The organism is Nonomuraea sp. NPDC004354 (assembly GCF_053602555.1).
Genome location: NZ_JBSGDV010000002.1, coordinates 773,449 through 789,667 on the forward strand (window position 1 = coordinate 773,449; position 16,219 = coordinate 789,667).

The following is a 16,219-nucleotide window of genomic DNA, read 5'->3' on the forward strand; positions in this document are numbered from 1 at the left end:
CGGCGTGCGTCTGGATGCCTAGATGAAGGTGCGGGCGGTCCAGAGCTCGGGGAAGACCGTGCGCGCCATGCTCCGCTCCAGCCAGACCAGTCCGGCCGACCCGCCGCTTCCCGCCTTGGCCCCCATCGAGCGCCGTACGGCCTGCAGATGCTGGTACCGCCAGTCGCCGAAGCCCTCGGCCACGTCCGCCAGCGCCTCGCCGAGCATGCGCAGGTGGTTGCCCGGCGTGGTGTCGCCGTAGATCGACACCCAGGCGTCGACCACGCCCTCGCCGCCGGTGACCAGGCCGCGGCGCTCCAGCAGCGCGGTCACCTCGTCCCACAGCGACGGCGCTTCCAGGCTTTCCACCAGCTCGGCGTGGACCTCGGGCTGGCGCCGGAACGGCCGGATCACCGACTCGGTCTTGAGCCCCAGCGTGAACTCCAGGTGCCGGTACATCGCCGACTGGAAACCCGACCCCTCGCCCAGCAGGTCGCGGAACTGGTTGAACTCCGAGGGGGTCATCCAGCGCAGCCCTCGCCACGCCGCGTTGAGCCCGTCGAGGTGCAGCGCGGCCCTGCGCAGCGGCGCGAGCGCGTTCCACACGTCGTCGTCGCGCAGCAGGCGTTGCGCGTCGCGCAGCTCGTAGCGGATCAGCCCGAAGTAGAGCTCCATGATCTGGCTGATCATCAGGAAGGACATCTCGCCCGGGTCGTCGCTCAGCGTCCGCTGCAGCGTGTGCAGCGTGCTGGCGCGGACATACCGGTCGTACGGCACGCCACGGTCGAACTCGAGTGTGGGAGCGCCGCCGTTGGCCTCGGCTCTCTCGTCCCGTTGGACAGCGGTCATCGGCATGACTTCCATGCGGCTCATCCTGCCCGGCCGACCGTGAGGTTGGAATGCCGATCGAACGGTCCTTAGGCTGTTTGCCCACACATCCATGGCGGATTCGCCGTTCTCACCTTCGGAAGTGAAAGTGGACGACCTGGACTGGTTGTTGCTGCGTGAACTGCAGGCCGACGCGCGGCTGTCCTTCAGCGAGCTGTCCCGCCGCGTGCACCTGTCGCCGCCCGCGGTCGCCGAGCGCGTGCGCAAGCTGGAGGAGTCGGGCGTCATCGGTGGCTACCGCGCCTACGTCGACCCCCGGCGGACGGGGCGCAGCGTGGTCGCGCTGGTCACCATGTCCTGCTACGGGCCCGGCTGCGTGCTGCGCCACCCGGAGGCGCTCGACTCGGCCGACATCTTCGAGGTGCACCGGGTGACCGGCGGGGCGTGCTGCGTGCTGAGGGTGGCGGTGCCCACGATGGAGGACTTCGAGTCGCTGATCGACCGGCTCGCCGCCTACGGCACGCCGTCCAGCTCGATGGTGCTGTCCAGCCCCGTGCCATGGCGGGCCACGGCGCCTTGACCAGGGATGCAAGTGATCGTCAAGCTACCTTTTCTACCGTCTGTCCATGATCAGACGTTGGTTAACGCTTGCTGCCTTCACGCTCTCCGTGCTCCTTTTCGCGGTGAACGCGACCGTCATGGACGCGATCGATGAACCGATCGCCTCCGCTTACGGCATCACCCCGTCCGCCGCCGGGTGGGCGGCGGATGCCTATCTCTTCGCTCTCGTGGGGGTGCTGATCCCGCTGAAGGCGCGCAGGAGCGTGTTCCTCTCCGCGGTCGCGGTGTTCGGCGTGGCCTCGATCGTGGCGTCCTTCGCGACCGAGGCCACCGCGCTGGTGGGCGGGCGAGCCGTCCAGGGGCTGGCCGCCGCGGTGGCGATCAGGGCCGGGTTCGTGCTCCTGGTCGCCGCCTTCCAGGGGGCCAGGGTGTGGCCCCTGGTCGTGGCCGTGTCGGCGGCGATCATCGTGGGCTACGTCGGCGGGCCCGTGTGGGGCGGCTACGTCGCCGAGATGTTCTCGTGCAGGTGGGTCTTCCTGGCTGACGTCCTGCCGGCCGTGGTGGTCGCGGCGTTGTTCGTCGGAGCGCCGAAGGCGGACACGGCCGGCGCTACTCGGCCGCGGCACGCTCCCTGAGCGGCCGGCGGCGCCGTGCGGCGTCGGCCAGGGAGATCGGCCGCCAGGCGCCGTCGGGCTGGTAGAGGTTGGTGCCCGGCGGCACGATCTCGTCGATCCGGTCCAGGGTCTCGTCGTCGAGGACGAGCGAGGCCCCCTTCAGCAGCTCGTCCAGATGGCGGACGGTCCGCGGCCCGATGATCACCGAGGTGACGGCGGGGTGCGCCACCGTGAACGCCACGGCGAGCTCGGGAAGCGAGCAGCCGACGCTCGACGCGACCTCGATCAGCCGCTCCACCGCCTCGTACTTGGCGGCGTTCTGCGGCAGGGAGGGGTCGAAGCGGGCGGGCGTGAGCGCGGGACGCCCGGTGGTCAGGTCGACGCTCCTGCCCTTGCGGTAGGCGCCCGACAGGAAACCGGAGGCGAGCGGGCTCCAGGTGAGGACGCCCATGCCGTACCGCAGGCAGACGGGCAGCACCGACGCCTCGATCCCGCGGGCGAGCAGCGAGTACGGCGGCTGCTCGGTCCTGAAGCGGTGCAGGGCGCGGCGCTCGGAGACGTGATGCGCCTCGACGATCTCCTCGGCGGGGAACGTCGAGCAGCCGAACGCGCGGATCTTGCCCTGGCGGACGAGGTCGGTCAGCGCGGACAGCGTCTCCTCGACGTCGGTGGTGTGGTCGGGCCGGTGGACCTGGTAGAGGTCGATCCAGTCGGTCCGCAGGCGGCGCAGGCTCTCCTCGACCTCCTTGACGATCCAGCGCCGGGAGTTGCCGCCCCTGTTGGGGCCCGCGCCCATCGGGAAGTGCACCTTGGTGGCGAGCACCACGTCGTCGCGCCGGCCCTTCAGGGCCTTGCCCACGATCACCTCGGACTCGCCCGCGGAGTACATGTCCGCGGTGTCGACGAAGTTCACGCCCTGGTCGAGCGCGGCGTGGACGATGCGGGCGCAGTCGTCGTGGTCGGGATTGCCGACGGCGCCGAACATCATGGTCCCGAGGCAGTGGACGCTCACCTGCATGCCAGTGCCGCCCAGGGTTCGGTAACGCACGCTTACTATCCTTCGTTCGGTGGAAACCCGATGATCCGGACGACGACACCCTAAGAGATGGAGTGGGCCCATGCGTTTCGGTCTCAAGGTCAACCCGGGCACCTGGCAAGAAGCCGGCCTATGGGCGCGGATCGCCGAGGAGTCGGGCTTCCACAGCCTGTGGACGGGCGACAACCTGCTCAACTCGCGCGACGCCGCCACACCCGTCCACGACGGGCCTACGATCATCGCCGCGTGGGCGGCCACCACGACGCGGATCAGGGTCGGCCTGCTGATCGCCAATATGGCCTACCGGCGGCCGACCGTGCTGGCCAAGCAGGCGGTGAGCATCGACCACGTGGCGGCCGGGCGCTTCGAGCTCGGCATCGGCTCCGGCCTGTGGCCCGCCGACCACGCCATGGCCGGGGTGCCGTTCTGGAACCCGGGGGAGCGGGCCGAGCGCCTGCGGGAGTTCGTCGGCGTGGTCGACCGGCTGCTGTCGGGCGACACCCGCGACCACGAGGGCCCGCACTACCCCTACTCCGGCGCGGCGATGTCGCCCGCGCCGGTCCAGCCGCGCATCCCGCTCATCGTCGCCGCCAACGGCCCGAAGGGGCTCGCCGTGGTGGCCGACCACGCCGACGCGTGGGTGACCTTCACCGGAGCCTCCGCCGAGGAGGAGTTCCATGAGGCGTCGGTCAAGCGGTCCCGCACCCTTGACCGGCTCTGCGGCGAGCGCGGCCGGCAGCCGGGGGAGGTGCGCAGGATCCTGCTCGCGTACGGCTCGCTCACGCCGTGGGCCTCCGCCGACACCTTCGCCAGGATGGTGGAGCGCTACCAGGCGATCGGCTTCGACGAGATCGTCTGCTACGCGCCCAAGCCCGAGGAGCGCGCGGTGTTCGACAAGGTCGTCAGCCGCTTCGCCTAGAACGCGGCGTCATCGTCCGGCCGGTGGAGCTGCCAGAAGTCCTCCAGGTTCTGCCGGTAGAAGAGCAGGTCGCTCTCCAGCTGCTGCCTGGTGAACCGCTCGGGGTTCGCCTCGTGCAGCGCCCTGCCCATGGGGGTCCAGCACGCCTCGGCGGGTACGGCGTCGGCCCCGGGCGGCAGGAACTTCAGCGCCTCGGCGATCGCGTCGGCCGCGAACTGCCAACCGGCGGCGACGTTCTCGAACTGCTCGTCGTCGTCGGGGTTCGCGGTGAACGACAGACTCTCGCTGAGGGTACGGCGCGCGTAGGTGCCGGCGACGAACACCCACTGACCCGGGTCGATCAGCTCGGAGCGCCCTTCGCCGAAGGTCAGCTCGTCGAGCCTGGCCGTGGCCTCACCTTGGTACGGCACCTCCACCTCGACGCCGTCGAGCCGTAGGGTCCAGCTCTCCTCGCCCTCGGTCAGCGTCGCCCGCTCCGCCGCGTTCCCTCCGACCTCCCGGGCCGCCAGATCGAGGTAGAGGTAGCCCTCCACCAGCGAGCGGGCCAGGCCGAGCTCAGGCATAGTCGTTCACCAGGTCTCTGTAGGTGTCTCTGACGACCTGCAACCTGTCGACGGTGAACCTGCCGGGCTCGGCCGCGCGCACCTTCAGGCCGCGTTCGGACCAGAACGCCGAGTCGGGCACCTCCTCGGCCCCCGGCTCGACGAACTTCAGCACCTCGGCGACGGACGCGGCGGCGATCGACAGGGTCCTGCGCGCCTCGGCCCGGTCGTCCACGGGCACGTTGCCGGCCGTCAGATCGGCCACCCACATCCACTCGCCGGCGTCGAGGAGCTGCGAGGGCTCGGGGCCGCCGAAGGTGGGATAGCCCTCGGGCATCACGGGCTGTGGCGGCAGGCCGAACAGGAACTCCCGTTCGGCGCCGCACTCCTCGCAGGTGCCCGTGTAGCGGCTGGCCAGCTCACCCTCGACGGTCACCACGCTGGTGGCCCACGTCGTCTCGACCGAACCGCACTTTTGGCACGGGTGCAGGTCGAGGTAGAGATGCGCCTCGTCTCTCGTGCGCGCTACCGCGAATGGCATGGCCGTCCTTTCCTTCGTCCCATCATGCACCGCCGTCATGGACCTCCTACCTTCTCCGGCATGACGAGCTCCATACCCTCTTTCAGCGCGCCGGGATCGGGCCCGATCAGATCGCGGTTGCGCTTCCAGATCTCCGGCCAGTAGCGCTCGTCACCGTAGACGTCCTCGGAGATGTCCGCGAGCGAGTCGCCGCTGCCGACGACCCGCCGCACGGGCGTCGGCGTGGGTGTCGGCGTCGGGGTCGGCGTGGGAGCCGGGGCCGGGGTGGCTGAAGGGGTGGCTGCCGGGGTGGGAGCCGAGGCCGGCGTCGCCGACGGTGCGGGCGCAGGCCCGCCTCCCGAGCCGTCGCGACGCCGCCCGCAGACACAGGCCTCGTCCGGCGGGCAGAGGCATTCCTCCTCGTCCTCCGGCGGGTACCAGCCGGTGGTGTTGCTGCGCCTGCGGGCCTGCTCCATCCGCTCCTCCCGCTGGGCCTGCCGCGTCGCCAGACGGTTGTCCACCCTCGTGACGAGGGAGTCGACCAGGGACGGCGGCAGCAGAGACCGGTTGGGGCCGTCCTGTCCGACGCCCATCGAGTCGGCCATGGCGATCAGGACCAGCAGCCTGCTGCGCCGCTGTTGCGGCGTCGCGGCCTCGACCTGCCGGACGGCTTCCCGCAGCCTGGCGATGTTCTGGTGATCCGCCGTGGTCAGTACGGCCTGCCCGCCGGTCACCGGCTCCCGCGTCAGGAGGGCGGGACCGGACGGCAGGTTCAGTCGCGCGGCGATGGCGCCGACCGCCGCCGCGGCGGCTTCCCGCTCGATGGCGCCGATCGAGCCGAACGTCGCCACCTGGAACGTCGCGACGTGCTCCTCGACGGTCGCCCTGAACGGCTCCGAACGCAGCCCCCGGTGGGCCGTCAGCTCCACCGCGACGGGGGAGTGTCCCGGGATGACGATGTCGAGCAGGCCGTTGCCGTACCTCCTCACACTGGCCCCGGCCCGCCGCGCGGCGCGCTCGACGGCCGCCACGGCCGCGTTCACCGCCGCGGTCGGCTGGTGGCCGACGAGAGAGAGGATGGCGTCGACCTGGGCAGGGCTGAGCTGGCCCGCCCGGGCCGCCGCGATCAGCCGCGTCCTGGCGCCGGGAGTGCCGGGCTCCAGGCCCGCCCGCGCCGCCTGCGCGCGCAAGGCGTCCTCGCGCTGGCGGCGGGCGAGCCGCGGGGCGTCGGCCAGGTCCTCGATCCTCGCTCTGAGCCTGGCCAGCACCGCCAGGTCCTCGCGGCCGAGAACGGGTGCGCTCTCCTCCAGGCGAGGGTCGGCGGCGCCGCGAGCCATCGTCCTGCCCGGCGGCAGCCCCTCCAGCTCGGCGATCCGCTCGGCGATCCGCGCCGCGACACCGGTGGTGACGGTCCTGCCGCCGCTCTGCGACACCTCGATCACGAGCTCGCCAGGCCGGCCGAGCTGCGGGTAGGAGCGCACCTCGCCGGGCGCGAGGTCGGCCTCGGACACCACCAGCGTGAACTGGCCGCCCGGCCACTTCACCTCGAAGCGGCCAGGACCGGTGGCCGTGACGGAGTCGACGTTGGCGATCCTGCTGAGGGCGTCCGCGGCCGTCGGCGTCGTGTCGAACGCGCCGATCGTGGCGGCCGAGCCCAGCACGGGACCGGCCCCCGTGTTGAGGAGAGCGGCGATCGAGCCCCTGGCCGGCGTCGAGGTCACCGGCGGGCCCGAGCCCCACGGCGGTTCGGGGGCCAGGTGCCCGCGAGCGACGATGTCGGCGGCGACCGCGTCGATCGCCTGGGCTATCCGCAGCTGGACCGCAGGGTCGCTCGCCTGCCGCCAGTCGCTGGACAGGACCGCGTGCTCCCTGAGCCGCGGCTCCAGGCAGTGGTCACGCCCCTCCTGCTGCTCGGCGGAGGGCAGGGAGCCTCTGACCACGCCCTGGCCCGCGCCGTTCTGCTCGGCCGCCGCCCACTGGAGCAGGTGGACGATCTCGTGGGCCACCGTCGCCTTGACGATGACGGGGTCGGCGTGCTCGTTGATCACCGTGGTGGCCGGGTCGTCGGGCGCGGTCCCCCTGGACGTGACGGCGTTGTCGCCGGAGACGACCTCGCCGACGTTCAGCTGGGTGTAGAGGATCCCGTGCTTCGCGGTGGCCACCTCCAACGTCCGGCCGTCGGCCATCAGGCGCACCGCGACGAAGCCGTCGCCCAGCTCTTCGGCCGTGGGTATCCGCTGCCTGAGGTCGTCCATGGTGAGGGGGGCGCTCCCGGCGCGAGCCGAGGGATCGTACGGCGTGCCGGGGATGGCAGGGGAAGTGGCGGAGACCGCGGACTGGACGCTGACGCCGCCCTGGCCCACGTCGCTGCCTGCCATCGCCGGATCCACGGCGGGCGTCTCCTCCGCCGGCTGCGCGGGGAAGGCCGGTGTGGGTTCCGCGTACGGCACGCCGCGGTCCTCCAGCTCCGCCCGCACCTTGTCGGACAGGGTGCCCTCCACCGTCGAGGCGAAGAAGATCTGACGCAGCGGGAGATTGTGTTCGATGGCGAGGTCGAGCAGCGGCTGCGGCAGCGTGCCGAACGCCTCGGCGAAGCCGTTGTCCGCCGCGACGAGCAGGGCCTCGGGATCGTTCGGATCCGTCGGCAGGCTGTGCACCCCGTTGTCGTCGAGCAGGTACCTGCGCAGGGTGCCGTCCGGCTCCACCTGGTCGAGGACGACGGGCCTGCCGCGCGAGGCGACCGTGCGCGCCTCGTTCAGCAGGCGCCACGGCGCCTCCTCCGTGACCTGCCCCTGCCACACGATCGGGTCGTTCTCGAAGGTGGGCACGGCGAACACCCATCCCGCGCCGAGAGGCACGCCCGCCTCGATGGCCGCGTTGATGGCGTTGAACTGGCCCTCGAACATCTCGACGACCACGGTGGCGGTCCCCGCCTCGGGGAGGAACTCGGAAGGGCCGCGAACCCGGCGGCCGGTCACCGTTCGCCCGACTTCCGTCAGCGTGGCGTCGAACGCCACCTCGAACGCGACCTTGAGCCGCCTGCCCCGCGTGTACGTGGTGTGCTCGACGCGGCTTCCCCTGCCCACCGTGTAGCGGTCGGTGGCCTGCTCACCGCTGGAGACGCCCGCCGACACGCTTGAGGGGCCGTGGCTGCCGCCTGCGCCCCTGCCGAGCGGGAGCATCGTGCCCGTGCTCACCGTCGTCGACCACTCGTGCTGGAACCGCTGGACGTCTCCGCCTTCCCTGTCCTCGAGGACGCCGACCACGACACCCTTCTTGAACGTCCTGGCCTGGAGGGTGACCTCCTGGCCCAGGCCGCTCGCGCTGCGCGGGTTCACCTCGCCGATCAGCAGCCCTTCCCCGGCGGTCATCCGCTTCAGCAGCGCGATCAGCGTCAGGTCGTCGGTCATCGTCTGCAGCTGGTCCTCGACCTCGCGCGCGGCGGCCTCTCCATGACGGAACGCCACGGCGGCCCGCAGGCTGTCGTACAGGGAGCCGTCCTGCTCGATCGTCTCGGTCTTGGTCGCGTTCGGCAGCGGGAACGAGCGCGGATCCCGGGCGCCGTCCAGCTCGGGCACCGCGCCCTCCTCGTAGGGGCGGATCTCGGTGCTCTCGACCAGGCGGACCATCTCGAGGTCGACGGTGAACTCGGTTTCCGTGGCGCGTTCGGGATGCAGCACCGCGTCGGCCGCCCTGCGCCCCGCGCGCCTGAGGCCGAACCAGCGGAACCGCGAGGGCAAGCGCTCCATCGTGACGGTCAGCTGACCGCTCTGCAGGAGCCTGTGCATGTCGGCCGGGCCGCCGAAACGCTCGACCGTGGTCTGCTGCATGTGGGAGGAACTCGACGTGGACCGGTTCTTGTCGGTCGACACCGAGCCGTTCCCGCCACCGACCGCGTTCGCGCCGCCGCCGTCGACCGATCCCCCGCGGTTGCGGCCGCTGGAGAGCGTGTACCCCTTCTGCTTGTAGGAGTAGTCCTGTCCGAGGGGCACCTTCGTCTTGGTGCGGCCGAGATCCTGGACGGAGTCGGGGTCGAGATTCAGATGCATCCGCACCCTGAACCGCTCGGTCCTGCCCAAGCGGCCCGTCCTCATGGTGAACGCGGTGTGGTAACCGAACCGGCCGGTCATGTTGTCGACCTTGCCGCGCCAGCGCCTGCCGTTCAGCGAGCCGTACAGCTTGTCGGGAGCGGGGGCGTCGGCATCGAGGACACCGGGCGCCAGCCGCGCCAGGTGGGCCATGGTCTGCTCGAGGAGGTTGACGCGCTTGCCGCCGCGGGAGAACACGACGTTCTCGATCAGAGAGTCGCCGATCTTCGTGGCGAGATGGTTGACCAACCTGACACGTCGGGATTTGGCGGCCAGTGCCGCCGCCGCGGACAGGCGGTGCCCGTCCGGCGCCGCCATCATGTCCGCGAGACCGGGCAGGGTGGAGAGCTTGTTCTCCAGTGCCTCGCGCGTGTGCCTGTCGGCCAGCTCGGGCCGCTGGTCGGCCGGGAGCGTCCGCAGCTCCATGAGGTAGCGCTGCACGAGCGGAACCGCGACCGTCCGGTCCAGCTCCAGATTGTCGTCGAGCCAGCGCTCCACCGAGTCGGCCGTCATCCATGGCGGCAGTTGCAGCTTGCCCTCGGCGTACAGGCGCAGGCTCACCTCTTCGGGGACGGAGAAGATGGCCGAGCCGTCCACGGTCTCACCGACGGGGGTGACCGAGCCGGGAGGGAACGCGTTCATCGAGAACTGCCCGTCGGCCTGGAAGTAGTGCTGGACGCCGATGTCGATGGCCAGCCGCTCCCTGCCCCAGATCAGCAGCTGGTACATCGAGCGCGCGATCGACCCGGCTTTGCCCCAGCCGGCGTTGGCGCTGCCGTTCGCGCCCTTTCCGTTCTGGTAGCCGACGCCGGCCCCGACGTTGACCGACCCGTTGGCGGAAGCGGAGAAGGTGGTGTTCAGGCTCTCCAACTGAAGGAAGATGTCCGCGATGACGCCCTCGTGGGCCCCCAGGGCGCGGACCTTTCCCGGCTTCCAGTCGAGGCTGAGCCGAGCCCGGGACGGGCCGGGCAGGCGGAACCAGCGCCGCCCCTGGTTGAAGCTGCGCGAGTTCACGGCGAAGCCCGTGGTGTACGGCGAGCCGCCCTTCACGGCGTGAGACAGGACGTTGTGGTGGCCGAGGAAGTTCGCCACGTGATGCAGCGCGCTCGTGCCCCAGCGCAGGAACCGCGAGAACAGTCTCCTTGCCGCCGGGAGGAGGCCGGTCGTGTCGACGTGGTGCATCGTCGCGTTGTCGATCAGCTCGGCGGGGGCGGCCTGCCACTGTCCGGGAGGTCTGCTGGGGTCGGCCAGCATGGCGGTCGGGACCGCCATGCTGACCGTCGTCTCGTGCTCGGACAGCACCACCGGCTCGCTGTCGCCGCTGCGGAGGGTGGCGGTGACCGTGCCCTCCGTCTCCGTCTTCCCGTCGGTCAGCAGCTCGTGGAGCAACACGTCGTTGCCGGTGTCGCCCTTGGCGGACCCGGAGCTCGTGCCGCCGCCGAGGGCGGCGCCGAGGCGGGCCTTGAAACTGAACCCGGCCGAGTTCTCGCCGGGCTCGTGCGCGGCGCTCACCTCGCCGCTCAGACCCCCTGAATGCCCGTGCCCGGCCGACACGACGTTGGTGTCGGACCCGATGTACAGCAGCGCCATGGCCTGGTTGAAATCCTGCGCGACCAGGGTGGTCGTCGTGACGTCCAGGCCGATCTTCAGCTCGAGGGTGAAGATCTGGGTGCTCTCCCCAGCGTGGTTGCGCACGAGCGGGATGAGGATGCCCTGGTGGATGGCCTGGTTGAGCCGGGTCTTGACGTTCAGGTCGCGGACCTGCTGCTCCATTTCCATCTGGTTGGTGTGCTGGGCGGCCGCCTCGTACTCGTCCTCGGAGTAGATCAGCTCGCCGTCAACGGGGGTGGGCAGGAGGCCGAGGCTGCGCAGCGCGGTGATCGCGTCCGACAGGGTCCGGTCGAGGTTGGTGACCCCCTTGACGAGCGCGAAGCCCGCGTCGGCGAACTGGTGCTCCTGGTCGCCCTGCCAGATCGGCCGGGCCTCCTGGCCGGTCTTCGGCCCGATCTGTTGCGGGTCGTCGCGCAGGACGATCTCTCCGTCGGCGTTCCTGAGCGGCTGCTTGTCGTCGCCCAGCACCACCGCGGCGGGGTCGAACGGCATGCCCGCGCGGGCCGCCTCCGACTCGGTGGCCACGATCTGCATCTCGCCCGTCGTCTCGACCGGATCGAGGCGGTCGTCGCCCTCGATCATCGTGATCACCAGCACGGTCTTGTGCTTGAGCACGACGTCCTGGTGGTGGGCCATGCTGCGGTCGACGACCGGCTTGTAGGCCGTTCCTCCGGCGCTCACGCTCTCGGACCGCGACCGGCCGTAGTTGGCGTTGACGCCCCACGAGGACTTGGCCTTCGGGTTCAGCTTCTGCAGCAGGCCGGCCAGCCACCCGAACGCGCGGCCGATGCCGACCGAGCCGCCGCTGGAGAACCCGGACGACTGGCCACCGTTCGAGTTGGTGACCGCGACACCAAGGTCCTCCTTCCAGCGCTCGTTACTGGGGACTCCCGCCAACCGCGCCGACTCGTAGTCGGGCTCGGTCCGCAGTTCGACCCGTGCGACCTCGCGCCCGTTGTGCGAGAGCTTGCCCTGGATGCCGGTGTTGACGGCGTCGGCCATCTCGCTGGGCCACTGCTCGGACACGAAGTTGCGGAGCTGCCGCAGGGTGTCCGAGCCGGCGTTCTTGCCCAGCCTCTCCATCGCGCCGTCGATGAGCTCCTCCGCCCCGGTCGCGTTGAGAGTGACGCTCGGGGGGAACGTGCGCGTGTCCCCGGTCTGCCCGGCGGGCGCGCCGTTGGCCTTCGCCGGCGCCGGGTGCCGGGCCTCGAGTTCGGCCAGCGTGACAGGCTTGCGTACCGGGCGGTCGGTGTGCGAGGCCCCGATCCACACGTGCAGCTCGGACAGATCGTTACTCGTGCCGCTGTCGACCGGGTCGAGCGTGACCCAGCCCTCCTGAGGCGAGGTACGGATGCGCACCGTGTACGTGCCACGCCCCTTGAACGGGGTCGCCTCGCCTCTGTTGTCCTCGACGGCGCCGCCGACCACGTTGTCGAGGGCGTTCCCGCTCGTCGAGCGGCTCCGGCCGTAGTTCAGCTCCCCACCGGGGCTGAAGAGCTTCACGAGGGAGCCCACACCCGGTATCACCTTCACCAGGCCCGCGAGCTTGCCGCCGATCTTGTAGGTCACCGTGCGGACCATCTCCGCCGCGATCGCCAGACCGCCCTGGGGGAGGCGGCCGAACATCATCTGGCCGGATCTGGCCCAGTGGCCTATCACCTCGATCAGCTCGGCGACTGTCAGCTTGACGTTCACCTCACCCTGCGAGAGCACGCCGACCCGCAGGACCACGCCCTCCTTCGAGATCAGCTGCTTCCACTGCCCGAGCAGTGCCCGGTGCAGATCATCCACGGTGAACTGCTCGTCGATCCCCTGAGCCAGCATGCCCGCGTTGATCCGCTGGGTCAGTCTGGTCATGTGCGGCAGCTGCTCGGCCATCGAGTTCGCGACGGCGTCGGGAGCGGGCAGAGCCGCCAGCAGGGCCTCCTTGTAGGCCTCGACGCGCCTCTTCGCGTCCTCGGCCGCCTGGGCCAGCTCGCTCTTGGCGGCCGTCACCGCGGCCGGGTCGGCGCCGGTCAGCTGGTGCAGGCTCTCCGCGAGCCGCGCGTAGTCGCCCTGGACGGTCCGGGCCGCTGTCAGCGCCTTCTTGTAGGCCCTGATGATCCGCTCGTGGCGACGCTGGATCTCCTGCTGCTTGTCCGCCTCGGCGCGAGCCTTGCGGGCGCGTTCCTTCGCGAACTGGTCCCGCTGCCCGTCCGCCTTCTTCGCGTCGTCGAGAGCTTTCTTCTTCGCCTCCTTCGCCTTCTTCGCCGTTTCCGCGTGCGCCTTGATCCGGGCCTCGAGGCCCGCCACCGCGCGTGACAGCGAGTCGGCCTGTCCGCGCGCCAGCCTGGTCGCCTCGGCGAGCGGTGTCTCCGCCACGGGGGCAGCCGGGGGGAGCACACCCTGCTCTCCGGCGATCCACGGTGGCGTGGGTGCCGTCTCGCCGCGCTGGGCCAGGTCGGCGGCCACCGCGTCCATCAGCCTCTTCAGCGCCTCCTGCTCGCTCTGGCTCGACGCGTTCAGCCAACGCCTGGCGAGGTGGCGGTGCTCGTTGTACCGGGCTTCCACGTACGCGGCCTGGCTGGTCTCGGCGTCGCCCCGGCGGGTCAGCCGGTTCAGCACACCCCTGATGGGGCCCTGGCTGGGCTCCACGGCGACGGCGTCGAGCTCCTGCGCCGCATGCGTGAGGTACTGCACCAGCGTGACGGAGACCAGCTCGGAGCCGAGCCGTCCCGACAGCCGCAGGACGTGAGGGTCGCTCTCGGTGCCCGAGTTCAGCACGACGGCGGGATGACCGCCCGAGGCCGACGACGGGTACACGAGCCGGAAGTGCATCGTGGGCCGGCCGTCCATCTCGACGCGCAGCTGGGGACCGCCGGCCGACCAGACGATGGAGCGCACGCCCCTGCCGAGGTCGGACGGTTTCACCGCCTCACCGTCGACGAGGGCCTTGACCTCGGCGTCGTTCAGGTCGGCCTGCGAGGGCGGCCGGGTATCGGCCGTCAACGTCGTGTCGACGACGGTCCTGGACGTCCTGGGGCCCGGACGGGTGGTGGGCGCGGCGGGAGGGGCCTGAGGCGCGTTGGCCGTCTCCGGATCGAGCGCCCGCACCTTCGTGGCCACGTCGGCCGCGGAGTCGTCGTGGAAGCCGGGCCGCATGAAGCCGTCCCCGGCCCCCGGATCATCGGCGATCAGCGCGCTCAGCCGTGCGTCGGGATTGCCGGCGAGCACATCCGAGATCGCCTTCGTCGCGGCGGCGCGGCTGGGCTCGGACAGCTCGGCGAGCTGTTCGAGCGCGTCGACCGCGCCGTTCGACCGCGACCGGCCGGCGAGCCCGGCGATCTCGGCGCCCAGCCAGGCCGCCGCGTTCACGCGCAGCACCTCCTCGGGCATGCCGTCCTTGGCGTTGGCCCGGAGCCCCCTCCTGGCGCTGTTGATCTTTTCTGCGGAGATCGTGACGGTTCGGCCGGTGACATCGGTGAGGCGCACGTCGCCGTTCTGGAGCCACAGGGCGTCCGGGGCGACGTGGAACAGCGCCTCGTCGATCGCCTTCCGGGCGGCGGCGGGCGCGGCGGCCTCGCGCGCGGCGGCCGCGGCCGCCAGCTGCTGCGCCGTGGGAGCGGACGGCGTGGCGGCGGTCGTGGTGGTGCCGGACTCCGACGTCTGGGCTTGGCCGGTGCCGGCCTGCTCGCCGGTCGCCGCGGTGGGCTGGACGGCGGGGTCCTGGCCGGTGTCCGGGTTCTGGGCCGCGTCGGGGTTCTGGGACGTGCCGGAGTTCTCGCCGGTCTCGCCGGTCTCGCCGGTGTCCGGGTTCTGCGCCGTGGTGGGGTTCTGGCCCGTGTCGGGGTTCTGGGTGCTGGACGGGGTCTGGCCGGGGTCGGGGTTCTGGGCCGTGGGGTTCTGGGCGGTGTCCGGGTCTCCCTGGGTGAGCGGCTCGGACGCCTGGTTCTGCTCGCCCGTGGAGGGCTGCTGGGACCGGCCCTGGGGGTCAGGCTGCTGCGCCGAGGGGCGCGTCGCCTGCGTGGTCGGGTCACCGGCCGGCTGCGTCTGCTCCTCTTCCTCCTCCGGGGTGACCACGACCTGGTTGTCGGGGTCGGTCGAGGTCGTGCTCGACCCCCTCCGAGTGCCCTCCCCGCCGGCCACGGTGGACGACGACCCGCCCTGCTGCGTGCCCGCCTGGCCGGTCCTGCCCGCCGTACCGCCCGAGCCGGTCGTGGAGGTCCCGCCCGATCCCGTCATGTTCGGCCCGCCCGTCGACGGGTCGCCGGACGGGTCGGGGCCGTTCCCCGTCGGACCGTTCCCCGTCGGACCGTTGCCCGTCGGACCGTTGCCCGTCGGGCCGTTGCCCGCGGGGCCGGAGGGGTTCTGGCCGGAGCGGGCCAGGTCGGCGGCGGCGGCCAGGTCGCTCGCGCTGGCGAGGGTCGACAGCGGGTGCAGCACCGCTGTGTAGACGTCGGGGTTGAAAGGGCTGATGGTGGTGTCGGTGAGGAACGGCACTCCCGCACGTCCGGCGCCGCCCATGAAGCCGCCCACCATGGCGTCGAGGGTGAACGGGTTCTCCGGCGGCCACTGCCGGTAGACGAGGGTGTTGGCGATCATGCTGCCGAACGGCGAGGCGATGGCGTTGGTGAGACCGGTGTTCAGCGCGCGCCCCGCGAAGCCCGGCACGTGGTCGGTGATGTGGGACATCGGACCGGCCAGCCTCGTGCCGATCACGGCGCCGCCGCCCGCGCCCACGACCGCGGCACCCGACTTCTGCCAGTCCCACTCGGTCCGCGTGCCCATCTGCATCTGTTCCCACTGGGCGTAGGCGTCGATGAAGAACTCCTCGCCGATCTCCTCGACCAGCTCCTTGCCGATGGGGGAGGCGAGGAATCTGAGCACGGCGGCACGGCCGGTGGGTCCGCTCAGCGCGGCCAGCATGGCCACGCCTCTGGGGCCGATCGCGCGGCTCGCGATCGCCGTGAGCCTGACGAGGATGCGGGTGATCGCCGCTCGTGCCGCCGCCGCGTACGGGCCGACGAACGGGGCGGTCGAGCCCGCGGTGAAGAAGGCGACGAGAAGGGCGATGGCGATCGCCACGACGGTGACCCAGAAGGCCACGTTGATGGACAGCTTGGAGTACTGCGTCTCGACGGCGAAGTTGCTGGCCTCGGCCGCGCGGCTCATCGACTCGTTCGTCACGGCCGTCGTGCCTGCCGGGTTGCCGCACAGCTCGCGCGCCCTGCCGACGAACTCCGCTGTGGACGGCGCGGAACAACCGGCCACGATGGCCCTGGCGGCGCGGCCCGCCGCTTCGGGATACCGGCTCGTTCCCGTGGCGAGGTTGTAGTAGGCCTGGGACAGCTTCGACAATCCGGTCTCGCTGGCCTCAGGCCATTTCTGGCCCGCCGACAGCATGGGGATCAGCCAGTAGTTGACCCAGTCGGGCAGCGACTCCGTCTCCCAGGCCGGGCGGACGTCCCTGTCGATGACGACGACCACGTCCTGCTTGGTGGCCCGACCCCCTGGGCCCTGAACCTCCACGCCGCCGCTTGCC

Annotated in this window: 8 protein-coding genes; 3 read left to right on the forward strand and 5 right to left on the reverse strand. The window is 71.4% G+C overall.

Features of this window, described 5'->3' with window-relative positions:
• Positions 1–18 precede the first annotated feature (18 nt).
• Entirely contained in the window at positions 19–843 is an 825-nt protein-coding gene (locus ACWENQ_RS09560; protein ID WP_449921887.1) for a tryptophan 2,3-dioxygenase, read from the reverse strand.
• A 112-nt stretch (positions 844–955) separates the two neighbouring features.
• Between ACWENQ_RS09560 and ACWENQ_RS09565 the strand changes: the two genes are divergently transcribed.
• Positions 956–1,387, forward strand: a complete 432-nt coding sequence (locus tag ACWENQ_RS09565; RefSeq protein ID WP_354915941.1) for an Lrp/AsnC family transcriptional regulator — start codon at positions 956–958, stop codon at positions 1,385–1,387.
• Positions 1,388–1,433: 46 nt separating this feature from the next.
• Positions 1,434–2,003 carry an MFS transporter gene (locus ACWENQ_RS09570; protein WP_452413561.1) on the forward strand — a complete coding sequence of 190 codons (570 nt, stop codon included), beginning with the start codon at positions 1,434–1,436 and terminating at the stop codon, positions 2,001–2,003.
• Here the strand turns inward: ACWENQ_RS09570 and ACWENQ_RS09575 are convergent.
• On the reverse strand, positions 1,978–3,030 hold the full coding sequence (locus ACWENQ_RS09575) for an aldo/keto reductase (protein WP_452413563.1): 1,053 nt from the start codon (positions 3,028–3,030) through the stop codon (positions 1,978–1,980). The genes ACWENQ_RS09570 and ACWENQ_RS09575 overlap by 26 nt on opposite strands.
• Positions 3,031–3,100: 70 nt before the next feature.
• On the opposite strand from ACWENQ_RS09575, the gene ACWENQ_RS09580 reads away from it, so the two are divergent.
• Complete coding sequence (locus ACWENQ_RS09580; RefSeq protein ID WP_452413565.1) at positions 3,101–3,937, forward strand: LLM class flavin-dependent oxidoreductase; 837 nt, start codon at positions 3,101–3,103, stop codon at positions 3,935–3,937.
• Here the strand turns inward: ACWENQ_RS09580 and ACWENQ_RS09585 are convergent.
• The 3 genes from ACWENQ_RS09585 to ACWENQ_RS09595 are packed head-to-tail and all read right to left on the reverse strand — an operon-like array spanning position 3,934 to position 16,206.
• A complete protein-coding gene (locus ACWENQ_RS09585) occupies positions 3,934–4,500 on the reverse strand; it encodes a hypothetical protein (RefSeq protein WP_449921880.1) in 567 nt (188 codons plus the stop codon). The genes ACWENQ_RS09580 and ACWENQ_RS09585 overlap by 4 nt on opposite strands.
• Positions 4,493–5,020 carry a hypothetical protein gene (locus ACWENQ_RS09590; RefSeq protein WP_452413567.1) on the reverse strand — a complete coding sequence of 176 codons (528 nt, stop codon included), beginning with the start codon at positions 5,018–5,020 and terminating at the stop codon, positions 4,493–4,495. The genes ACWENQ_RS09585 and ACWENQ_RS09590 overlap by 8 nt, the downstream gene beginning before the upstream one ends.
• Positions 5,021–5,055: 35 nt before the next feature.
• Entirely contained in the window at positions 5,056–16,206 is an 11,151-nt protein-coding gene (locus ACWENQ_RS09595) for a WXG100-like domain-containing protein (protein ID WP_452413568.1), read from the reverse strand.
• Positions 16,207–16,219: the final 13 nt, after the last annotated feature.